Annotated in this window: 17 protein-coding genes; 5 read left to right on the top strand and 12 right to left on the bottom strand. The window is 69.1% G+C overall.

Features of this window, described 5'->3' with window-relative positions:
• Positions 1–164: 164 nt before the first annotated feature.
• Positions 165–3,332: an efflux RND transporter permease subunit gene (locus EJ357_RS12730; protein WP_126391660.1), complete on the top strand. Its 3,168-nt coding sequence runs from the start codon at positions 165–167 to the stop codon at positions 3,330–3,332.
• 67 nt (positions 3,333–3,399) lie between these two features.
• Here EJ357_RS12730 and EJ357_RS12725 read toward each other — a convergent pair whose 3' ends face one another.
• Both EJ357_RS12725 and EJ357_RS12720 read right to left on the bottom strand, forming a co-directional pair.
• On the bottom strand, positions 3,400–3,597 hold the full coding sequence (locus EJ357_RS12725) for a DUF397 domain-containing protein (RefSeq protein ID WP_126391659.1): 198 nt from the start codon (positions 3,595–3,597) through the stop codon (positions 3,400–3,402).
• Positions 3,576–4,421 carry a helix-turn-helix domain-containing protein gene (locus EJ357_RS12720; protein ID WP_126391657.1) on the bottom strand — a complete coding sequence of 282 codons (846 nt, stop codon included), beginning with the start codon at positions 4,419–4,421 and terminating at the stop codon, positions 3,576–3,578. Before EJ357_RS12720 ends, EJ357_RS12725 begins: the two co-directional genes overlap by 22 nt.
• Before the next feature lie 260 nt (positions 4,422–4,681).
• Between EJ357_RS12720 and EJ357_RS12715 the strand changes: the two genes are divergently transcribed.
• Entirely contained in the window at positions 4,682–4,918 is a 237-nt protein-coding gene (locus EJ357_RS12715; protein WP_228473036.1) for a hypothetical protein, read from the top strand.
• Here the strand turns inward: EJ357_RS12715 and EJ357_RS12710 are convergent.
• The 6 genes from EJ357_RS12710 to EJ357_RS12690 all read right to left on the bottom strand — a co-directional run bounded on the left by EJ357_RS12710 (position 4,899) and on the right by EJ357_RS12690 (position 12,728).
• Positions 4,899–6,074, bottom strand: coding sequence for a DUF1266 domain-containing protein (locus EJ357_RS12710; protein WP_228473035.1), 1,176 nt, complete (start codon positions 6,072–6,074; stop codon positions 4,899–4,901). The genes EJ357_RS12715 and EJ357_RS12710 overlap by 20 nt on opposite strands.
• A gap of 430 nt (positions 6,075–6,504) precedes the next feature.
• On the bottom strand, positions 6,505–6,882 hold the full coding sequence (locus EJ357_RS48235; protein WP_267132847.1) for a barstar family protein: 378 nt from the start codon (positions 6,880–6,882) through the stop codon (positions 6,505–6,507).
• An 86-nt stretch (positions 6,883–6,968) separates the two neighbouring features.
• Positions 6,969–10,574, bottom strand: a complete 3,606-nt coding sequence (locus EJ357_RS12700) for a DUF6531 domain-containing protein (protein WP_228473034.1) — start codon at positions 10,572–10,574, stop codon at positions 6,969–6,971.
• The gene (locus tag EJ357_RS49285; RefSeq protein ID WP_228473033.1) at positions 10,550–11,644 is read right to left on the bottom strand and encodes a putative T7SS-secreted protein; all 1,095 of its coding nucleotides are present in this window, start codon (positions 11,642–11,644) and stop codon (positions 10,550–10,552) included. The genes EJ357_RS12700 and EJ357_RS49285 overlap by 25 nt, the downstream gene beginning before the upstream one ends.
• Positions 11,644–12,285, bottom strand: coding sequence for a hypothetical protein (locus tag EJ357_RS12695; protein ID WP_126391648.1), 642 nt, complete (start codon positions 12,283–12,285; stop codon positions 11,644–11,646). The genes EJ357_RS49285 and EJ357_RS12695 overlap by 1 nt, the downstream gene beginning before the upstream one ends.
• A complete protein-coding gene (locus tag EJ357_RS12690) occupies positions 12,282–12,728 on the bottom strand; it encodes an SseB family protein (protein WP_228473032.1) in 447 nt (148 codons plus the stop codon). The genes EJ357_RS12695 and EJ357_RS12690 overlap by 4 nt, the downstream gene beginning before the upstream one ends.
• A 213-nt stretch (positions 12,729–12,941) precedes the next feature.
• On the opposite strand from EJ357_RS12690, the gene EJ357_RS12685 reads away from it, so the two are divergent.
• Positions 12,942–15,275, top strand: a complete 2,334-nt coding sequence (locus EJ357_RS12685) for a protein kinase domain-containing protein (RefSeq protein WP_126391644.1) — start codon at positions 12,942–12,944, stop codon at positions 15,273–15,275.
• A gap of 19 nt (positions 15,276–15,294) precedes the next feature.
• On the opposite strand, the gene nadA is transcribed toward EJ357_RS12685, so the two are convergent.
• Positions 15,295–16,479, bottom strand: coding sequence for a quinolinate synthase NadA (nadA, locus tag EJ357_RS12680; RefSeq protein WP_126391642.1), 1,185 nt, complete (start codon positions 16,477–16,479; stop codon positions 15,295–15,297).
• A gap of 337 nt (positions 16,480–16,816) precedes the next feature.
• On the opposite strand from nadA, the gene EJ357_RS12670 reads away from it, so the two are divergent.
• Positions 16,817–17,173, top strand: a complete 357-nt coding sequence (locus EJ357_RS12670) for an iron-sulfur cluster assembly accessory protein (RefSeq protein WP_030582488.1) — start codon at positions 16,817–16,819, stop codon at positions 17,171–17,173.
• Between the two features lie 94 nt (positions 17,174–17,267).
• On the opposite strand, the gene EJ357_RS12665 is transcribed toward EJ357_RS12670, so the two are convergent.
• Both EJ357_RS12665 and EJ357_RS12660 read right to left on the bottom strand, forming a co-directional pair.
• Positions 17,268–19,064 carry a hypothetical protein gene (locus EJ357_RS12665; protein ID WP_126391638.1) on the bottom strand — a complete coding sequence of 599 codons (1,797 nt, stop codon included), beginning with the start codon at positions 19,062–19,064 and terminating at the stop codon, positions 17,268–17,270.
• Between the two features lie 169 nt (positions 19,065–19,233).
• A complete protein-coding gene (locus tag EJ357_RS12660) occupies positions 19,234–19,443 on the bottom strand; it encodes a hypothetical protein (protein WP_126391636.1) in 210 nt (69 codons plus the stop codon).
• Between the two features lie 130 nt (positions 19,444–19,573).
• Between EJ357_RS12660 and EJ357_RS12655 the strand changes: the two genes are divergently transcribed.
• A complete protein-coding gene (locus EJ357_RS12655) occupies positions 19,574–20,548 on the top strand; it encodes a carbohydrate kinase family protein (RefSeq protein ID WP_126391634.1) in 975 nt (324 codons plus the stop codon).
• Between the two features lie 121 nt (positions 20,549–20,669).
• On the opposite strand, the gene EJ357_RS12650 is transcribed toward EJ357_RS12655, so the two are convergent.
• Entirely contained in the window at positions 20,670–22,046 is a 1,377-nt protein-coding gene (locus EJ357_RS12650; protein WP_126391632.1) for a cysteine desulfurase/sulfurtransferase TusA family protein, read from the bottom strand.
• Positions 22,047–22,169: the final 123 nt, after the last annotated feature.

Here is a 22,169-nt window from a genome sequence, read left to right as displayed (position 1 = left end):
TGAAGCGGCGTACTGCGCCCGGAGTATGCGCCGGATAAGGAAATGGACCTGGGGCCTACGAAAGGGGGGTCCCCGATGGCTCAGGGTGTAAGGGCGGGCGCTCATCTGTGATGCACAGGCGTCTGCTGCCACTTCTGCCGCTCACAGAAGAGAGACCCTGACCCATGTCCTGGCTGTCCAGGTTCAGCCTTGCCCAACGTGCCCTGATCGGCCTGATGTCGATCATCGCGATCGCCTTCGGTGCCATCGCGATACCCCAGCTCAAGCAGCAACTGCTGCCCTCCATCGAACTGCCGATGGTGTCCGTGCTCGCGCCGTACCAGGGCGCGTCGCCGGACGTGGTCGAGAAGCAGGTCGTCGAGCCGATCGAGGACAGCCTCGAAGCCGTCGACGGCATCACCGGCGTCACCTCCACCGCGAGCGAGGGCAACGCCGTGATCATGGCGTCCTTCGACTACGGCCCCGACACCCAGCAGCTCGTCGCCGACGTCCAGCAGGCCGTCAACCGGGCCCGCGTCCAGCTGCCCGACGATGTGGACCCGCAGGTCATCGCCGGTTCCACGGACGACATCCCGACCGTCGTCCTCGCCGTCACCTCCGGCAAGGACCAGCAGGCCCTCGCCGACCAGATCGACCGGACCGTCGTGCCGGACCTGAAGGACATCGACGGCGTCGGCCAGGTCACCGTCGACGGCGTACGGGACCTCCAGGTCACCGTCACGCCCGACGACGCGAAGCTGGCGAAGGCGGGCCTGACCTCGGCAGCCCTCACGCAGGCCCTGCAGGCGGGCGGTGCCACCGTCCCGGCGGGCTCCTTCGACGAGGACGGCGACAACCGCACGGTCCAGGTGGGCGGCGGCTTCACCTCGATCGAGCAGATCAAGGACCTGATGGTCACCGGCGGCGAGGGCGCTTCCGCCTCCGCATCCGGTTCCGGGCCGAAGCCGGTCCGCCTCGGTGACGTGGCCGCCGTCAAGCAGGAGCAGGCCCCGGCCGACTCCATCACGCGCACCGACGGCAAGCCGTCCCTCGCGGTCGCGGTCACCATGGACCGTGACGGCAGCGCGGTGGCCATCTCGGACGCCGTCGAGGACAAGCTCGCGCAGCTGCGCAAGGACCTCGGCTCGGACGCCACCGTCACCGTCGTCAGCGACCAGGGCCCGGCGGTGAAGAAGTCCATCGACGGCCTGACGACGGAGGGCGCGCTGGGCCTGCTCTTCGCGGTCCTGATCATCCTGGTCTTCCTGGCGTCGATCCGCTCGACGCTGGTGACGGCGGTGAGCATTCCACTGTCCGTCGTGCTGGCCCTGATCGTGCTGTGGACCAGGGACCTCTCCCTGAACATGCTGACGCTCGGCGCGCTCACCATCGCCATCGGCCGGGTCGTCGACGACTCGATCGTGGTCCTGGAGAACATCAAGCGCCACCTCGGCTACGGCGAGGAGCGCGAGGAGGCCATCCTCAAGGCGGTCCGCGAGGTCGCCGGAGCGGTCACCTCCTCCACCCTCACCACGGTGGCCGTCTTCCTGCCGATCGGTCTGGTCGGCGGCATGGTGGGCGAGCTGTTCGGCTCGTTCAGCCTGACGGTGACGGCGGCCCTGCTGGCGTCGCTGCTCGTGTCGCTGACGGTCGTACCGGTCCTGTCGTACTGGTTCCTGCGCGCGCCGAAGGGCACCCCGCAGGACGCCGACGAGGCCCGCCGCAAGGCCGAGGAGAAGGAGGCGAAGAGCAGGCTCCAGCGCTTCTACGTCCCCGTCCTGCGGTTCGCGACGCGCCGCCGGCTGACGAGCGTACTGCTGGCGATCGTCATCCTCATCGGCACGTTCGGCATGGCTCCGCTGCTCAAGACGAACTTCTTCGACCAGGGCGAGCAGGAAGTCCTCACCGTCAAGCAGGAGTTGAAGCCCGGCACCAGCCTGGCGGCGACCGACGAGCAGGCCAGGAAGGTCGAGCGGCTGCTCGCCGACACCAAGGGCGTCAAGGACTACCAGGTCACGGTCGGCTCGTCCGGCTTCATGGCGGCCTTCGGCGGCGGCACCGACACCAACCAGGCCTCGTACCAGGTGATGCTGGAGGACTCGGCGTCGTACGAGGACGTACAGGACCGCATCGAGAAGGGCCTGGCCGGTCTGGAGGGTGTCGGTACGACGACCATCGCGGCCGGTGACGGCTTCGGCGCCCAGGACCTGAGCGTGGTCGTGAAGTCGGCCGACGCGGAGGTGCTGCGCAAGGCGGCGGAGCAGGTGCGGGAAGCCGTGGCGGGCCTGGACGACGTCACCGACGTGACCAGCGACCTGTCCCAGAGCGTGCCGCGCATCTCCGTCAAGGCCAACGACAAGGCGGCCGCGGCGGGCTTCAACGACCAGACGCTCGGCATGGCGGTGGCCCAGGCGGTCCGCGGCAACAAGGCGGCCCAGGCGACCCTCGACGACACCGAGCGGGACGTCGTCATCAGGTCGGCCAAGCCGGCGAAGACCCTGAAGCAGCTTCAGGACCTGCGCCTCGGCCCGGTGAAGCTGGGTGACATCGCGGACGTGAAGCTGGTGGACGGCCCGGTGTCGATGACCCGGATCGACGGCCAGCGTGCCGCCACGATCACGGCGAAGCCGACCGGCGACAACACGGGCGCGGTCAGCGCGGACCTCCAGTCCAAGATCGACGGCCTGACGCTCCCGGCGGGGGCGACCGCTTCGATCGGCGGCGTCTCCCAGGACCAGGACGAGGCGTTCGCCAACCTGGGCCTGGCGATGCTGGCGGCGATCGCGATCGTCTTCATGCTGCTGGTCGCGACCTTCCGCTCCCTGGTCCAGCCCCTGATCCTGCTGGTCTCGATCCCGTTCGCGGCGACGGGCGCGATCGGCCTCCTGATCGCCACGGGCACCCCGATGGGCGTCCCCGCGATGATCGGCATGCTGATGCTGATCGGCATCGTGGTGACGAACGCGATCGTGCTGATCGATTTGATCAACCAGTACCGGAAGCAGGGTTACGGCGTGGTGGAGGCCGTGATCGAGGGCGGTCGGCACCGGTTGCGCCCGATCCTCATGACGGCCCTGGCGACGATCTTCGCGCTGCTTCCGATGGCGCTGGGCGTCACCGGCGAGGGCGGCTTCATCGCCCAGCCGCTGGCGGTGGTGGTGATCGGCGGTCTGATCACCTCGACGATGCTGACCCTGCTGCTCGTGCCGACGCTGTACGCGATGGTGGAGCTTCGTAAGGAGCGGCGGGCGAAGAAGCGGGCGGCTAAGCGGGCGAAGAAGACGGGCGGCCCGGCCCAGCCGACGTCGGCTTCGGATTCGGCTTCGGATGAGCCGGAGCCGGCGGGGGTCTGACCTTCGGACCTGATGAGAAGAGCCCGTCCCGGGAGGAGACCTGGGACGGGCTTTTCCGTTGCCTGGATCAGTCCTTGAGGGTCGACACGAAGGCGGTCCAGGACGCGGCCGTGACGACGAGGGCGGGGCCGTTGGGGGTCTTGCTGTCGCGTACGGGGACGACTCCGGGGAAGTCCTCGGTGATCTCGACGCATTCGCCCCCGTTGGTGTTGCTATAGCTGCTCCGGCGCCACTGGGCAGAGTTCAGCTCGGGGGTGTGCTGCATGGCTTGTAGTCCTCCATCGCGTCTCGGATCAGCTCTGCCGAGGCCGCCGGTGGGAGGGCGTTGGCGCGCAGCACTTCGTACTGCCGTCGCCACTTCTTCACCGAGTCCCGGTCCTCGTAGAGATGACCGACCCGGATGCCCTCTTCGTAGGCCATGACGGAGCCCTTGGGAAGGGTCAGCAGGGTCAAGGCGCCGCCCATCAGTGAGTGCGGACCGGCACTGAAGGGCATCACCTGGACCATACTGTCCGGAGTATCCACCTGTTCGAGTAGCCGGGCCAGTTGTTTGTGCATGCACTCTGCGCTGCCGACCTTTCGCCGGAGCACGGACTCGTCGATGATCGCCCAACGCAGGGGTGGCTGGGCCGAGTTCAGCCGGTCCTGCCGGGACAGGCGGGCGCTGACGCGCTCCTCGACCTGTTCCCGAGTCAGATCTTCCTGGCAACTGAGCAGGGCGGCTGCGTACTCCTTGGTTTGCAACAGCCCTGGTACGGCCTGCGATCCGAAGTTTTCGATGACCTCCGCCTGCGCCTCGAAGTCCATGAACCGCCGGTACTGGTCCGGATGCGCCTCCCGCTTGGCCAACTCGTACAGCCCATGAAAGTGGCGGTCCGCGCCGAACGCGGCGTCGAGCCGACCAGGCAGGTCCGGCGGAGGCATCAACTCCGCCGTCTCGATACGCGCGAGCGTGCTCTTGCTGGAGTTCACGATGCCCGCGAGCTGCACGAGCGAGAGCCCCGCGCCCTCGCGGTGGCGGCGCTGCTCGGCGCCGAAGTAGTGACGGGCGGAGAGGTATGGGGTCAGGGCCTGTGGCTTGAACGTCATCGGTCTCGCCTTTCTGCTGTCGGTTGCCGTCGTCCCGATCCCAACGTCGGGACGGGGCGCTCCTGTTGAGCGGCCTACCGGAGCGCAACGATGGAAACACACACGGTAACCATCGGTGTTCAAGCCCGCTACAGGGACTGGTTCGAAGGGAGCGACGGAGGATGATGCGCGAGGGAACGGGCACCCCATTGCGATTGCTGCCCTGGACCACACCGGACGGCCGCCCGTGTTACCTCAGCGCGGACCACGCCGGGAGCCGCATGTCCCGCATGGCGGACGAGTTGGAGGCTGAACTGCTCGGCTCGGCCGCGTACGTCCTGGACGCGGCCAAGTCGTTGCTCGATGAACCGGGCACGGGGAGAAGGGAGTTGCGCTTCGCGGGTGTGCGGCTGGCTGAGGCGCTCGGGGATGCGCTGAGGATCGCGGAGAGTAGGGGCGCGCGGTTGTGGGAGGAGTCGCCGTACGGCCCGACCGGCCTTACTGGAAGGGAATGTTGAGCCAGGGGCTGCCGGGGTCGGACATCAGGATCCGGTGGACGGTGACCATGTCCTCGTACCAGCTGCCGAACTTCTCGTTGTCGAATTGCAGGCAGCGGCCGAGGATGAAGCCGGCGGAGAAGTCCTGCCAGGAGTCGTAGCAACGTGCCGCGCTGTACCCGGCTTCGACGACGGCTGCCTCGGCTTCCGCCAGGGTGCAGTAGCGAGTGCTCAGGCCCCAGCGCGCCATACAGGAGGCCCGGCCGAGGTCCCAGGCGTCGGCGGAGGTGACGTACTGGCCGTCGCCGAGGATGCCGTCGGCGCGCATGCGGGCCTCGTAGCGGGCAATACGGCCGATGAGGTGCTGGACGCCCTTGATGTGCGTCTCGGTATCGGCGGCGGGGGTGGGAGTGGTCTTGACGACGCCGTCGGCGGTGAGGACGGTCTCACCTTTCGCCCGCTGGCGCAGTACGCGGGCGGCGGCGTCACGCCAGTAGCCGGTCTCGACGTAGCCGCCGAAGTCCCGGGCGATGGCGCGGCGCAGGCCGAGGGCGAACTCCCAGACCGGGTTGGCCCCGTCGGTCGCCAGCAGGGCATGTTGCTGTACCTGCCACTCCTGGTGGCTGGTGATGCCCCACGACTTTCGCAGCATCCGGCGCTCGGTGCGATAGCCGTGGCCGTGATAGGCCAGGGCGTTCCAGAGTCGGCCCTGATGGACGATGAGATGGGCACCGCAGGCCAGCCCGTGGGCCACAGGCCCTTGCAGCGAGCCGCCCACCCGTAGAGTCCGCAGCGCCGCCTTGTCCGAGGGGCCCTCGGTCCGCTTGGCGTACTGGGCCCAGGTGTTGGAGTACGGCCGCGCGGTGGGCAGGAACGCCTCGCACGGACTGCCCGGATTCACGACGATCATCGTCGGATAGTCAGGCTTCCAATCCTCCCTGAGCCATCCGAACTTTTTCCAGTCGAACGCGCGGTGCGGTTCGGGCGCGGGCAGCATGCCCTCGGTGTACACCGCCCAGACCATTCCGCCGACGACCCGGGGATCAGGCTCGAACAATGCAAGGGCGCTACCGAACCTGGCATCCGCCGTGTCCCGCCGCACCTCGAAGTACAACCGATTCCGCGCGAGCGTCTCGAAGTACGTCGGCCAGTCCTCACGGGACTTGGCGTCGAGCAAGGCCTGCTCTGTTTCCGTCGGAGGGGTCCAGGCCGGTGGAGTGGGAGGCCCGAAGGCTGCGGGAGGCGGCCCGAACGACATTACTTACCTATCAGGTTTTAGGGAACTGACGAGCATCTCTGGACTTTTCTACGACCTTCACCACGCCGGAGCCCTGACTGCACGGTCAGTTCTTTCCATGATTGGCCATGCGTGGACCGTTTCGCCGGTCAGGGGTCAGATGCTGTTTGACGGTGCGGTGCCTCCGTCAAGGCTCGGGCGAGTGTGAGCGGGCGGATCTTCCGTCAAGCATGAACCGGCTTTCAACGTGTACCGCAACCAGGACACTGCGAGAGGTGAGGCGGAGCGGCATCGCCGAGACTCCAGCCACTTCCGATCCGTATGGACGATGGAAGAATCCTGGCATGTTTCTAGAATTGGCAAACCGGGTTCATGTTGAATGCGTGATGACTTTAGTCATGCTTGAGAACTGTTCCTTGCTGCTTGCGAGGATGGTTTGAAAGCTTGCCCTTTCTGTGCCATCAGGGAACTTTTTGACGGGCCATTTCGCTCCAGTTCTTGAGAGGATTCCGATGAGTTCGCGGACTCCGTCAGGATCCTCCGGCAGGATCTTTTCCACTCCTTCGATGAAAAGCACATACTGATTAGCCGGCAGCCAGCTCAGGTCGCGAAGGCAGTCGTTTAGTGCTGGGAAGTTCCATCCGAAATAGTCGGGCAGCTTAAAGCCGTCATAAAATTGTTGAAATAGCCCGTCGAGATCCCTCATCTCGCTACCGTCCAGCCAGGCTGTGAATGTCAATCCTGGCATGGGGAGCAGGGCTCCAGTTTGGAGTCGAGTATCTGGCTCCACGAGGTGAAGCCAGGGCTTTACTGGAAGCCAGGCCCCTTCTCTGATCACCACTTCGGACCCTCCACGACGATATAGGTCTGGTAATGCGTCGGAGTGTAGTAGATGGACCCGTCGCTTCCCCATACGGTTCTCTCCCCGCCTGGCTTTGGGTTGTCCTTTGCTGCAGGAGCCCCATACTCCTTATATGTTATTGGATTTCCTGACGGGTCATGCGTCGGGAGGATGTGAGCGCCATTCCTTCCGCTGTTGTTGAAAGGTTCCAGGCTCCAGTTCGGGCCGTGCCATTGTGTGCCCCAACCTGTCGCGTCAAGCCCATATTTCTTGACATCAGCGACTGCCTGCAAAGTCTCATCTGGGACTTTTGTTGGAATCCAACCACTCAGCTTACTCGTATCGCCAAGCGTAGTTCCCGCCTTGGGGGCCGCAGAGCATGGGGAAAGACCGAGGGGGTCGGTCCAGGTGTGAGGATTGTGGACGTACGTGGTGGGGTTGTCCGCTGGGGTCAGGCCAAGTGGGTCATGGCTGACGTAGCGGGCGTTTTCGGGGTCGTGGTACTGGCCGGGGAAGCGAAGGGGGGTGTGGGCGGTGGCGGTGCGGTTCCAGGTGGTGGTGCCCCAGAGGGTGGTGTGGGTGCGCCAGGCGATGTGGCCGTGTTCGTCGACGAGTTCGGTGGGGGTACCGACGAGGTCGGTGACGATGGCGTAGAAGCGCTGGTCGATCTCGTCCTGGGGCGCGTCGGCCAGTGTCTTGCGTTCGGTCTGGGTCAGGGGATGCAGGCCTTGGTGGTCCCAGGTGAGGGTGATGGCAGGCTGGGGGGTGCCGGGGGTGTGGGTGGTCTGTTCGGTGAGGGTGGTGCCGTCCCAGGCGAAGTCCACTTGCTCCGCGACCGTTTCGCCGTCGGTGGCGATGCGTTGTTTGGTGATGCGGCGGCCGAGTGGGTCGTAGCGGTAGCGCCAGGTGGTGCCGTCCGGGGTGACAACCTGCGTGAGGCGGTCTTCGGTGTCCCAGGTGTAGCGCCAGGTGTCCGGTTTGCGGGACAGGCGGGTCTTCTGGCGCAGGATGATACGACCGGCTTCGTCGTGTTCGTAGCGGACGTTGCCCGCGCGGGTTATGCGGGTGCCGGTGTAGGAGCGGTCGCCGGTCGCTTCCTGGCCTGGCATGGAGTCCGGCCAGGTGGCGTGGGTCTGGTTGCCTGCGGCGTCGTAGGCGTAGGACTCCGTCCAGTTCACGGCGTGGACCGCGGTGACCCGGCCGGCGGTGTCGAGTTCGAAGCGGCGGGTGCCGCCCAGGTGGTCGTCGATGGCGGTCAGGTTGCCGTCGGCGCGGTAGGTGTAGGCGCGGTGCTGGAGGCGTTGGTTGGCAGGGCCGGTGAGCTCTTGCTTCGTCAGGCGGCCCAGAGGGTCGAAGGCGCTCGTGAGGGTCAGCGTTTCGCCGATGTGGCGGGTCAGTTCGCGGCCAGCCGCGTCGTGGGTGAAGGTGAGGGTGCGGCCGCAGGTGGTCAGTTCGGTGCGGTTGCCGGCCGCGTCGTAGGTCCAGGTGCTGGTCGCGCCGTTCGGTGTCGTGCGGCCGGTGCGACGGTCGAGCGCATCGTAGGTGTAGGTGAGTGTGCGGCCGTTGACTGTCTCAGACAACAGGTGGCCCATCTCGTCCCGTTGCAACGTCAGGACCGCGTCCGGGCCCGTCGCCTGGGCCAGGCCGCCCGTGGCGTCATACGTGTACGTCGAGACCGCTCCGGCCGCGTCCTTCCGCACCACGCGGCCCAGGACATCCCTGTCGAAGCGGATCGTCTGGCCGGAGGCCGTGGTGCTGGCGGTCAGTTGGCCTGCTGTGTTGTGTTCGTACGTCAGCCTGCGGTCGTCGAAGTCCCTCTCTGCGACCAGGCGTCCGGCCGCATCGTACTCGTAACTCCAGGTCAGGCCCTGCGGGTTCGTGACCTTCGTCAGGCGTAGTTCCGTGTCGTGGTCGAACTCGTAGCGGACGCCGTCCGGGCCGGTGCGGGCCGACATCAGGTCGAAGTGGGTGTATTCGTAGCGGGAGACGGCGCCCATGGCGTCGGTGTGGCTGGTGCAGTTGCCTTCGCCGTCGTACGTCCAGGATTCTGTGGTGCCGTCGGCGGCTGTTCGGCGGGACGGGCGGCCTTCCACTGTCCATTCCAGGCGGGTCACCGAGCCCATGGGGTCCGTGATCGTCGTAGGGCGGCCGAAGGCGTCGCGTTCGTAGCGGGTCACGGCACCCAGCGGGTCCGTGATCTCCAAGGGGAGGCCTGCCGGGTTGCAGCGGACCGTGGTTGTCGCGCCTGTCGCGTCCGTGACCGTCGCCAGGTGGCCGAGGGCGTCGTAGGTGAAGTGGGTCGTGGTTCCGGACGCGTTGGTTACGGCCGTGCGGTTGCCGTACTCGTCGTACTGCTGGGTGACGTGGGTGCCGTCCGGGCCGGCTATGGCGACGGGCAGGCCCTGGTCGTTGTAGCCGATGCTGGTGTAGCGGCCGTCGGGGCGGATGGCCAGCACCGTGCGGCCTGCCTCGTCGTACCCGTAGCTCAGCGTCCGGCCCAGGGGGTCCGTGATGGTGAGCGGGCGTTCGTAGCGGTCGTATGTCGTGTGGGTCGTCGCTCCGTCGGGGCCGGTCTCGGCGATCACTTGCAGGTCGCTGTTGACGAGGTAGCGCGTGCTGTGGCCCAGGGAGTTGGTCGCCGTGATGGCCAGGTGGCCGGTCCGCGGGTCGATGTCGCCGTAGACGAAGGTGTTGCGCAGGTGTCCCGCGTCGCCTGACTGGGAGGTGCAGCGGCCCTCGTCGTCATAGACGTAGCGGTAGGACGAGTCGTTCGTGTCGGTCCAGGCGGTGATCAGGCCCGCGGAGTCGTTGGTGAAGCGGGTCGGGATGCCGGAGGAGTTCGTCACCGCCGCCAGGTGGCCGTACTCGTCGTAGCCGAAGCGGATTAGCTCGACATCGCCGCCATCGGCTGCCGCCCCCGCCAGGCGCAGGGCGGTTATTCGCTCCCCGGTCGACTCGATCTTGAGGTGATAGCCGGCCGAGTGCACGATCGCCGTGGGGGCGCCCTGGTGGTCGTACTCGAAGGTGAGCCACTGACCGGAGCGGTCGGTGATCTGCTCCAGCAGGGCGATCCCGTTGCCGTCGCCGCCCGGGGCCGCGAAGTGCCAGGTACGGCCGGAGGCGGGGTCCGTGACGGCGTAGTCGCCGTAGGCGTCGACCGTCAGGGGGTGCGGGGCGCCCTCCAGCGGAAGAGTCGGTACGCCTGGGGCGGGGTGCGGGTAGGCGAGCAGGGCGCCGTTCTCGCGGATGAGGATGACGCCCTCAGCGTCGACCTCCAGGCGCTGGTCGGCGGTGGAGGTCCACTTCGGGCCGAACCAGCGGCCGGCCTCGTAGGACGACTCGAACTGCCGGGAGAAGATCAGGGGCAGCTTGGCGGGCAGGGTCACGTCGGTCTGCGGCAGCGCCATCCGGCCGGTGGCCATGTCGATCGGGTCGCCGAACCACTTGCACTTCTTTTCCCTGGCGAAATCCTTGATCGCCTCGCCGACGCTTCTGCGCGCCGTTCCCGTGGCCGCGCCCTTGGCGGCTCCTCGCGCCGCCCCGCGCGCCACCCCGGTCGCGCCCTTGCCCCCGATCAGATTCGAGGCCAGGTACCCCATCGCGTCGCCCGGGTCGCTGCTCCAGCCGCTGCCGATGATGGCTTGGGCAGGCGTTCGGGATGGGCGGCGGTGCCGACCAGGCCGGCCAGCACCATGTTGGAGTTCTTCGCATAGTCGCCGGGGTGGGTGATGTTGTACGGGTCATACGGGTTGACCGTGCGCACCAGTTGCACCACGTCCGCGACGCCTTTGACGAAACCGCCCACCACGTGGGCCTGGTTCAGCGCGGTGCTCACGACGGCGTCCATGGCGTCGGCCTTCAACCGCTCCGTGAACTCCGGCTTCGGCGGGGCCGTCTCCAGAGCCTCGGCCACCTTGCGTTGCGCGTCACGGGCGGCGTCGGTGCGCTGGCGGCGCGCCTCGGCCAGGGTCTCCTCGGCGTCGCGCCGGCCCGCCACACCCGGATCGACGAAGGTGCCCGGCTCGGTCGGTTTCGGGCCCGGGTCGCCTCCCGCCGAAACCGCTGCGTTGTACTGATCGACGGCCTGGTTGTACGCCTTCACCCGGGCGTTGTGCGCGTCCGTCGCCCGCTGGGAGGTCTCCTGGGCGCGGCGGTAGGTGTCGATGGCCAGCTGTGCCTGCTGTTGCGCCCAGCGGACGGTCTCCGCGTACGTGCCCAGCGCCCCGGCCGCTGCTTCACAGGAGTCGGCCGCCGTCAGCCACTGCTTGGGATGCATGTCGAACTTCTCGCGGAAGGCGTCCGCGGCCTTGCCCTGCCAGCCGTCGCCGCCCAGCGAGCGCATGCCCTGGCCGACGTTCTCGAACGCCTTGGAGAAGTCATGCAGATGCTTCGCCCGCGCCTGCAATGCCTCCACGCTGCCATGGATCAGTTCCCTGGGGTCCTCGCTCTCGCCCAGCCCGCGCTCGGCGACATCGCCGCCCAGCCGGTTGCTCACCCCCTCGCCGAAGTCGCGTACGCCCTCGGCCGCGCTGTCCGCGCCGACCGCCGACAAGCCGTCCGCCGCCTTGTCCGCAGTCCAGTCGACGGCTTCGCCGGCGGCCTTGGTCACGCCGTCGACAGCACTGTCCAGACCGTCGCTGACGCTGTTGACCATGTCTCCGAAGCCCATCAGCGCTCACCCTCCCCGGACTCCGGAGACGCTGAAGACGCGGAGGACTCTGAAGGCTCCGCGGCCGGCGAAGGGTCGAGCCGCTGCCATTCCGTCCGCGGATCGGAGGCCGCGCCCGGGATCACCGTCGAGGTCCGCACGTCCTCGGCCGCCTGCCTCCAGGCCTGCCGGGCCGCCTCCTCGCCCTCCCGCTGGGACTCCTCGCTGAAGTCCGCGTTCATGACGTGGGATACGGGGTTGTCCTCCAACGTCTCCGACCAGGAACGTGCGTTGACCTCCTCCGGCGTCAGGCCCGGGTTGCCCGCCGTCGCCGTCCACACCCTCTTCAGGGTGTTCGAGGCGTACTGCTCCTGCTCGTGGTAGAGCCCTGCCGACAGGTTCAGCCGCCCCGCGAACTCGTTGGCGTCCTGAACCAGGGAGTACACCCCCCAGCCCCACCGCTCGCAGAAGTCGGAGAACACCTGACGGAGCGCCGAATCCCCCACCTCCAGACCCGCCAGCTCCAAGTCGTCGAAGCCGCGGCCCTGGCTCGCCTCGATGTCGAAGCCCAACTCCTGCAGCTCGCCGATCGCCTGGTTGATGCCCCGGGTGATCCGCTCCAGCGCTTCCGGATCGACCTGGTAGCCGTCACCGCCGCTCACGCGTCCGCCCCGTCCGCGTCCGTCTCCGTCATGTCCGCAGCCGTCATGTCCTCAGCCGAAGTGTCCAGAGCCACGGCGTCCGGCACGATGCCCTTCACCGGAGGCAGCACCATGCCCGCCGGACTGCCCGCATCCACCGCGACCCCGACCGGCCCACCCACCTTCGCCACCCTCGGGACCACCTGATCCAGCAACCGAGCCCCGTAGACCGGCATGCCTTCGGGCACAGCCTCACCACGCGCCCGGGCGAAATGCTCCAGCGCCGCCTCATCCGTGAACGCAAACAGCCAGCGGATACCGCCCGCCTCGACCGACAGCAGCGAACCGTCCGCCACCGGCACCAGCACCTCGCTGCGCCGGAACTCCCCTACGACCGCACGCAGATCGCCCTGCCCGCTCTCCGCCAGATCCGTCAGCCGCAGCCTCAAGGTGTCGGCGCTCACGTCAGCCCCCCCGTCGAAAACTTCGCCACTCATCGCACAAGCGAACGATCATGCTAGTGCGTTGAGATCAGGTGAACCCAGGAGCCCGCCGACCTCCGCGTTTCGGCCAGGGGCGGACCCGGCGCTCCCCAGGGTCGTGGCCCGGCCGCTGCCGTCATCGCCGTTACGTATTCTGTGCCCTCGAACCACTCCGCGCTGAAAGGGGATTCGGGCGTGCCACTGCGCAAGGACGACCCGAAGTCGGTCGGCGGGTACAAACTGCTCGATCGGCTCGGAGCCGGTGGCATGGGCGCCGTCTACCGGGGCAGGTCGCGTTCGGGGCGTGAGGTCGCCGTCAAGGTGGTGCACGCCCAGTACGCCGAGGACCCCGTCTTCCGTACCCGCTTCCGGCAGGAGATCGAGGCCGTCCGCAAGGTGAGCGGTGCCTTCACCGCGCCGGTCTTGGACGCCGATCCGGAGGCGGTACGGCCCTGGATGGCGACGCAGTACGTGCCGGGGCGCTCGCTCGCCGACCGGCTCCGTGAGCGCGGCCCGATGCGCGGCGCCGAGTTGCGGCAGCTGGCCCTGGGGCTGGTGGAGGCGCTGCGGGACATCCACCGGGCGGGGGTCGTGCACCGGGACCTGAAGCCGGCCAACGTCCTGATGGCCGAGGACGGTCCCCGCGTCATCGACTTCGGCATATCCCGAGCGGCGGAGAACCACCAGACGGTGACCGAGACCGGCCAGATGATCGGCACTCCGCCCTTCATGTCCCCGGAGCAGTTCACCGACGCCCGCAAGGTCGGCCCCGCCTCCGACGTCTTCTCGCTCGGGGCGCTGCTGGTGTTCGCCGTCACCGGACGCGGTCCCTTCGACGCGGACAGCCCGTATCTGACGGCATATCGGGTGGTCCACGACGAACCCGTGCTGGACGGGCTGGCGCAGCCGCTGCGCTCGGTACTGGAGCGGTGCCTGGCCAAGGACGTCGCGGACCGGCCCGAACTCGACGCGCTGGCAGGGGAGTTCGCCGCCGTCCTGCCCGAGCCCGCGGAGGGCGAACCGCAGACCGTGAGCCTGCGCCTGGACGGGCTGAAGGCGGTCGAGGGGGTGGAGGGGGAGAGCAGCTCCGGTCACGGCACCGACCGGACGGCCGGCAGCGGTTCCGGGAGCCTGTCCGGGCGGACGGCCGGCAACGACTTGGGGAGCCTGTCCGGGCGGACGTACACCTCCCGCTTCGGCCGCCGCCGGGGCAGACGTCCCCTGTGGGCCGCGACCGGCACGGTCGGCGCGCTCGCCCTGGGGCTGACGGGCTATGCGCTGGTCGGGCCGAACTGGGAGGAGGAAAGCGGGGGCGGGACCGTCCGTTCCTCCGCGGTTTCCGCTTCACCGTCCGCGTCCTCCCGGTGGGCGGAGCCGCCCGAGGGCTGGCGGGCCTGGCAGACGACCGTGAACGAGGAGGCGCCGCTCGGCGCGCCCAAGGCGGTCGCGGAGGGATTCGAGGGCGACTCCGCCTGCCTGATGTACGACCTCGCCGCCTACTGCGCCGGCCAGGGCGTTCTCCCGGTACGGCTGGACGGCCTGACCGGCAAGACCGTCTGGCGCGCCGACCTCGCGCCGGCCGGCACCGATGGCGCGTACTACTGGGCCTCGCTCCTCGGCGTCCGCGACGGCGCGATGCTCATCCGGCAGAGCATCACCCAGGAGGACAGCAACTCCGAGACGATCCAGGTGATCGCCCTCGACACCAAGACCGGCGCCAAGCTGTGGTCCCGCGAAATGAACGACGAGAACGTCGACCTCACCCTGTCCGGGGACGTGGTCCTGACGGCCGACGCCGACGGCCGGACGGTGACGGCCCGCACGCCGCGCACCGGCGCCGAGCGCTGGACCATGGAGGTGCCCGCCGGCTACTACTGCACGTTCGACACGTTCGGCTCGGATCTGTACGCCCACTGCACCCTGGACGACCCCGAGAGGTCCCTGGTCCTGGCGGTGGACCGGACCGACGGCTCGGTACAGCGCTTCACGGTGCCGTACCAGAGCGGCATCGTCGGGAGCGTCGACGGCCGGGTGGCGGTAGCCGAGTGGATCGACGGCAGCGAGACGTCCGCGACGGGCTCGGCGGACGGCCGGCTCCTGCTGATCGACCCGGACTCGGCGACCCGCGGCACGACGAAGCTGGAGAAGATCTACACGGGGCAGTCGTCGCTGGCGGACGGCACCCTGTGGACCGTGTCGGGCAACGGCCGGGTGACCGCCCTGTCGGCCCGCACGGGCAAGCAGCTGTGGCAGACCCCCACCAGCCTGGAGAACCCGGGCAAGGCGACGTACGACCCGCGGACGCGCACCCTCTACGTGGCCAGCAACAGCGGCCGGGTGGCCGCCCTCGACGCGCGCAAGGGCACGCTGCTGTGGGAGACGCTGCCGCGGGTCGCCCGGGTGTTCTCCGGCGGCACGGTCGGGCCCGAGGTCCTGCTCAACCAGGGTGCGCTGGTGGTCACCGCTCCCGACGGCACCGTCTTCAGCCTCGACCCCGCGCACCCCGAGCGGAAACCCGTCTCGGGGTGACAGCGGGGAAGGGCGAGGCCTACGGCAGCGCCAGCATCCGCTCCAGCGCCAGCTTCGCGAACGCCTCGGTCTCCTTGTCGACCTCGATGCGGTTGACGAGCTTGCCCTCGGCGAGCGACTCCAGCGCCCAGACCAGGTGGGGCAGGTCGATGCGGTTCATCGTCGAGCAGAAGCAGACCGTCTTGTCGAGGAAGACGATCTCCTTGCCCTCCGGCGCGAAACGGTTCGCCAGGCGGCGGACCAGGTTCAGCTCCGTGCCGATGGCCCACTTGGAGCCGGCCGGGGCCGCCTCGAGGGCCTTGATGATGTATTCCGTCGAACCGACGTAGTCCGCCGCCGCCACGACCTCGTGCTTGCACTCGGGGTGCACCAGCACGTTGACCCCGGGGATCCGGGCGCGTACGTCCTCCACCGACTCCAGGCTGAAGCGGCCGTGCACCGAGCAGTGGCCGCGCCACAGGATCATCTTCGCGGCGCGCAGCTCGTCGGCCGTCAGCCCGCCGTTCGGCTTGTGCGGGTTGTAGACGACGCAGTCCTCCAGGGACATGCCCATGTCCCGGACGGCGGTGTTGCGGCCGAGGTGCTGGTCCGGCAGGAACAGGACCTTCTCACCCTGCTCGAAGGCCCAGTCCAGCGCCCGCTTGGCATTCGACGAGGTGCAGATCGTGCCGCCGTGCTTGCCCGTGAACGCCTTGATGTCCGCGGAGGAGTTCATGTACGAGACGGGGACGACCTGCTCGGCTATGCCGGCCTCGGTCAGCACGTCCCAGCACTCCGCCACCTGCTCGGCCGTCGCCATGTCGGCCATCGAGCAGCCGGCGGCGAGGTCGGGGAGGACGACCTTCTGGTCGTCGGTGGTCAGGATGTCGGCCGACTCGGCCATGAAGTGCACACCGCAGAACACGATGTACTCGGCCTCCGGGCGCGCCGCCGCGTCCCGGGCCAGCTTGAAGGAGTCGCCGGTCACATCCGCGAACTGGATGACCTCGTCGCGCTGGTAGTGGTGGCCGAGCACGAAGACCTTGCTGCCGAGCTTCTCCTTGGCCGCGCGGGCGCGCTCGACCAGGTCCGGGTCGGACGGCGAGGGCAGGTCGCCGGGACACTCGACGCCGCGCTCGCTCCTCGGGTCGGCCTCGCGGCCGAGGAGCAGCAGGGCGAGGGGCGTCGGCTGGACGTCGAGCTCCTGGGTCTGGGCGGTGGTCACGACACGCACCCTTTCTGTTCTGCGGCTCGCCGGGGCCGGAGAATCCGGACCCGGCGGGTCATGCGGGACACCTTCATCGACTTCTCGTCGATTTGACGCTATCTATCATAACCGGTTCACGTCAGTTTGACGATGGCCATCGTGTCGATGTGACGTGAATCCCGGCGAGGGGGCCCGAGGCGTGCCCGCACTCCCGAATCAGGCATTTTCCGCTCCATGCGCCGTGTGCGAGCATGAAGAAGGACCGAAAGACAAGCGCCCGGCCCGGAATGAATCCGCGGCCCCGATGGTTGCAACCGTCGGCAAGCAGTCTCCGTACAACCCGGGAGAGATGTAGATGTCCGTATCGGACGAGACCAGCACCGTCACCGACGGCATCATCCTGTCCGACGCCGCAGCGGCGAAGGTCAAGGCCCTGCTCGACCAGGAAGGCCGTGACGACCTGGCCCTGCGCGTCGCCGTTCAGCCCGGTGGCTGCTCCGGCCTGCGCTACCAGCTCTTCTTCGACGAGCGGTCCCTCGACGGCGACGTGGTCAAGGACTTCGGCGGCGTCAAGGTCGTCACCGACCGCATGAGCGCCCCGTACCTGGGCGGTGCCTCCATCGACTTCGTCGACACCATCGAGAAGCAGGGCTTCACGATCGACAACCCGAACGCGACGGGCTCCTGCGCCTGCGGCGACTCCTTCAGCTGAGCCTCGCCCAAACGGCCGACAGCCGATCCGGCTGACATACGAGAAGGCGGCGACCCCCTCCGACGGGGCCGCCGCCTTCCCGTGTCCGTAGGCCCTACCGGGCCCCGGACGTCTCCGGCACCCCCGCCCCCGGCTTCTCCTTCGGGAGCGCCTGGCCGTCCGTGCCCACGACCTTGCGGTCACCGAGCGGCTCGTCCAGCTGCACGGTCTTGTGGAACACCTTGGCGATCAGGATGCAGACCTTCTCCGGCTGCGAGGTCTCGGTCACCCGGACCGTCACCTCGTCGTCGCTCTCGCTCGCCGTCACCTTGTAGTCGGCGCACACGCCGCCCGTGAAGGCCACCGTCAGTTCCCTGCCGTCGACCGTGTAGCCGTCCACCGTCACGTTCCGGGTGACCGGCGCCGAGGTCGGCTCGTCCTTCGGATCGGTCGGCCGCGGGGTGGGCTGCCCGGTCGGCTCCTCGGACGGCGCGGCCGAGGCCAGGTACTTCGGGTCGATCGCCGGATACGTGACCGTGAAGCTGTCCTGCGCGCCGGGCGCCTTCACCTCGAACAGCCAGGACGGCACCAGAGCCTGCCGCGCGTCCACATAGTGCGAGGCCAGCCCGAACACCGCCTTCTCCACGGTGACGGTGTCCTTCGAGGGGGTCCCCGTCGACGCCTGGGCACCGCAGGGCGCCTCAAGACGGTCCTTCAGCGGTACGGGGCTGGCGCAGCCGCCGATGCCCATGCGGCCGCCGGTCCCCGGTGTCGCGTTCATCAGCCCGAGCGTCTTCTCGGCGCTCAGCACGGGGTACGTGTCCCCCTTCACCGGCGCCTTCAACTGGCCGCTTCCGCCGACCACTTCGCCCTGGGCGCTCACGGTCACCCCGGTCGTCCAGCCGTACGTGGGCATCCCGCCGACGACGGGGTCGGCGTTCACCACACGCTGGGCGCCCATGACCTGGCTCGCGTCGAGCTTCGCGTCATCCTGACCCGCCGCCTTGAGAACCGGGGCGGCGGCCTTCTTCGCGGCCTCCTCGCCGATCGGGTCGGCGGTCGACTCGGCGGAGCCCTTGTGGCACACGGTGGTGCTCTGACAGTTGTCGGTGCCCGGCGCGTACCGGTAGAACGTCCAGGTTCCCGGCGCCTGCTTGTTCACCTGCAGACTGGGCCCCGCCCCGTCCCTCGCCCCGACCCTCCAGGTCTGCCCCTGTGCCACCGGCGTCCCGTCCACCCCGAGCGCCTTGGCCAGCCGGGCCACCTCGTCCGCGCCGACCTCGCCGCCCGCCCGGTACACCGGCGCCGAGCCGGGCCCGTCCGCGAGCTCCCCGTCGGCCTTGTAGGTGACGCCGTACGGGTTCGGTTCCCCGGGCGCGATACCGCCGGTGCCGCCCCCGCCGTCGCCGCCCGTGTAACCGTCGAGATGGAGCGGCGGGGGAGTGTCACCCCCGGGCGCCGCCGACGTCGTACCGCCGTCCGACCCGCCGGACGCGTTCGCGGCGAGGTAGGCCCCACCGCCCCCGACGAGCAGTACGGCGGCGGCGACGGAGGCGATGACCGCGGGGGAGCGGCGCCGGGCGCCGTCCTGGACGTCCTCGGACTCGCCGGCCGGGGCGGGGGTGGCGCCGGGGCGCTCGACGGCGGGGGCGACGGGAGCGTCCGCGGCCGACGAGGCCGGGACCGAAGTCTCCTCCGAAGCCGCCTCAGGGGCGGATGCCTCCGAAGCCTCCTCAGGGGCGGCCTCCTCCGAGTTCTCCGGACCGTCCTCGCCCGCCGCGGCCTCGGCCGCCGCCTCACTGCCGGCTCCGAGCCCCTCGGCACCGACGGCGTCCTTCTCCTCCCGGACGCCCTGCTCCTCGGCGGAGCCGTCGGCGCCCGTGTCGTCGTTCTCGGGTCGCTCGGTGTTCACCGCATCGCTCCTTCGGCTGCGCACATGTCCCAGGACCCTGACCCGACCCTGTCAAAAAGGTCGGCCCACGGGGTCGTATCCCGCATCCCCTTTACGGGGGACAGCGATGGGACGCAGCAGGGGAGCGCACGGTTCCCTGAAGGGCGCCGATTCGGTCGCCGTGCTCCGGTCAGTCGCCGTAGTCCGACATCGCGTCCACCAGGCGCGCGGACTTCGGCGGCACGGTCACCCCGTGGATGAGTGACGGGGAGACCGGAAGGGAATGGACGCGATCGGGGGCGGTCCAGTGGGGAGCCATCCGCGCGCAGTCACCGAGCAGCGACGCCAGGTCGACCTCCAGGTCGGCCGAAGCGGGGGCATGGACCTCGATTTTCGTCATAGCGGCACCGTATGCACGCCGAAGCCCGCGAAGAAAGATCTACTATCAGGTAGTTTTGGCTACTTCAGAGTCCCGGTCACGCACGGTAGCGTGGAATGTCAATCCCACCTCCCCGCAGGAGACTCCAGCCGTGCGCATCGCAGTCACCGGCTCCATCGCCACCGACCACCTCATGACCTTCCCCGGCCGCTTCGCCGACCAGTTCGTCGCGGACCAGCTGCACACGGTCTCGCTCTCCTTCCTGGTCGACAACCTGGACGTACGCCGGGGCGGCGTCGGCGCGAACATCGCCTTCGGCATGGGGCAGCTGGGCACGAAGCCGATCCTGGTCGGCGCCGCGGGCTCCGACTTCGACGAGTACCGGGCCTGGCTGGACCGCCACGGCGTCGACACCGGCTCGGTCCGCATCTCCGAGACCCTGCACACCGCCCGCTTCGTCTGCACCACCGACGCCGACCACAACCAGATCGGCTCGTTCTATACGGGTGCGATGAGCGAGGCCCGCCTCATCGAGCTGAAGACCGTCGCGGACCGCGTCGGCGGCCTCGACCTCGTCCTCATCGGCGCCGACGACCCCGAGGCGATGCTCCGCCACACCGAGGAGTGCCGCTCCCGCGCGATCCCCTTCGCCGCCGACTTCTCCCAGCAGATCGCCCGGATGAACGGCGACGAGATCCGGATACTGCTGGACGGGGCGACGTACCTCTTCTCCAACGAGTACGAGAAGGGCCTCATCGAGTCCAAGACCGGCTGGACGGACGAGGAGATCCTGTCCAGGGTCGGCCACCGCGTCACGACCCTCGGCTCGCAGGGTGTGCGCATCGAGCGGCAGGGCGAGGACCCCATCGAGGTCGGCTGCGCCGAGGAGGAGCGCAAGGCCGACCCCACGGGCGTCGGCGACGCCTTCCGCGCGGGGTTCCTGTCCGGGCTGGCGTGGGGTGTGTCCCTGGAGCGGGCCGCGCAGGTCGGCTGCATGCTGGCGACGCTCGTCATCGAGACGGTCGGCACGCAGGAGTACCAGCTGCGCCGGGCGCACTTCATGGACCGGTTCACCAAGGCGTACGGCGACGCTGCCGCTGAGGAGGTCCGCAAGCACCTCGGCTGAGGCCGGGTGCGACTACTCGTCCGCCTCGGCAGGTTCGTGGTCGGCTGCGGGTGCGCGGGGGCTGGTCGCGCCCCCGCGGCGGTAGCCGCATATCGACACAGCCCCGCGCCCCTCAGGTGGGTCAGCTGACCCGGCGGACCAAGTATGCCGTTCCTTTCTCCGCCGGCTCCTCGCCCACGTACTCCTGCCCCCGCATCTCGCACCACGCCGGGATGTCCAGGCGGGCCGCGTCGTCGTCGGCGAGGACCCGGACCAGGCCGCCCACCGGCACCTCGCCGATGACCTTCGCCAGCTCGATGACCGGGATCGGGCACAGCTTGCCGAGGGAGTCCACGACCAGCACGTCGTCCCGTACGACCGTCTCGGTGACCGGAGCCCCCAGCTTCTCCCGCACCCCTGCCACCGCCCCCGGCAGCACCTCCAGGAACCGCTCGACATCCTCCGCCGGCGTCCCGAACGGCAGGGACACCCGCACATTCCCCTCGCTGAGCACCCCCATCGCCTTCAGCACATGGCTGGGCGTCAGCGTGCTGCTCGTGCAGGACGAACCGGAGGAGACCGAGAAGCCGGCGCGGTCCAGTTCGTGCAGCAAGGCCTCTCCGTCGACATAGAGACAGGAGAAGGTGACGATGCCGGGAAGGCGCCGCACCGGATCGCCGACCACCTCCACATCCGGCACCACCCGCGGCACCCGCGCCCGGATCCGCTCCGTCAGCTCCCGCAGCCGCAGCGCCTCTTGGGCCGCCTCCGCCCGCACGGCCCGCAGCGAGGCCGCCGCGGCGACGATCGCCGGGATGTTCTCGAACCCGGCCGCCCGCCCCGACTCCCGTTCGTCCGAGGGCCCTTGCGCGGCGAACCGCACGCCCTTGCGTACGACGAGCAGCCCGACCCCCGACGGCCCGCCCCATTTATGTGCGCTCCCGGTCAACACCGACCAGGCACCCTCGACGGGCCCCCACCCGAGCGACTGCGCCGCGTCCACCAGCAAGGGCACGCCCGCCTCCTGGCACACGGCGGCCACCTCCGCCACCGGCTGCTCGGTCCCCACCTCGTGGTTGGCCGACTGGAGGCAGGCGAGCGCGGTGTCCGGCCGCAGGGCCGCCGCGTACGCACCCGCATTCACCGCCCCCGCACGGTCCACCGCGACCTGAGTGACGGAACCGCCCCCGGCCTCGTGCGCGTCAGCCGCATGGAGCACAGAGGAGTGTTCGACCGCGGACACGATCAGGTGGCGTCCGACCCTCCGCCGCCCCGCCAACACCCCGGCGACACCCGAATGGACGGCGCGAGTCCCCGACGAGGTGAACACCAACTCATCGGCACGACAACCGACAGCCTCAGCGGCGGCCTCCCGAGCGGCATCCAGCAACAACCGCGCCCGCCGCCCTTCCCGATAGAGACGGGCAGGATCGGCCCACCCTTCATCAAGGGAGGCCTGTAGCGCCTGCCGGGCAACAGGATGAAGAGGAGCACTGGAAGCAGAGTCAAAGTAGCCCACACAGCAACGCTAAAACGTCCGGTGACCGGGGCGCCCCTCAGGGGCGCGGGGCGGTGACATCAGCGGCTCCGCCGCGGGGCGCGACAAGCCCCAACGAACCCGCAGCCGCCAAACAAGCGAACC

Origin of the sequence: Streptomyces cyaneochromogenes, assembly GCF_003963535.1 — a bacterium.
In the GTDB taxonomy this organism is placed as follows: Bacteria; Actinomycetota; Actinomycetes; order Streptomycetales; family Streptomycetaceae; genus Streptomyces; species Streptomyces shaanxiensis.
The sequence above is the reverse complement of the archived record's forward strand: the minus strand, read 5'-3'. Positions and strand labels throughout refer to the sequence as shown.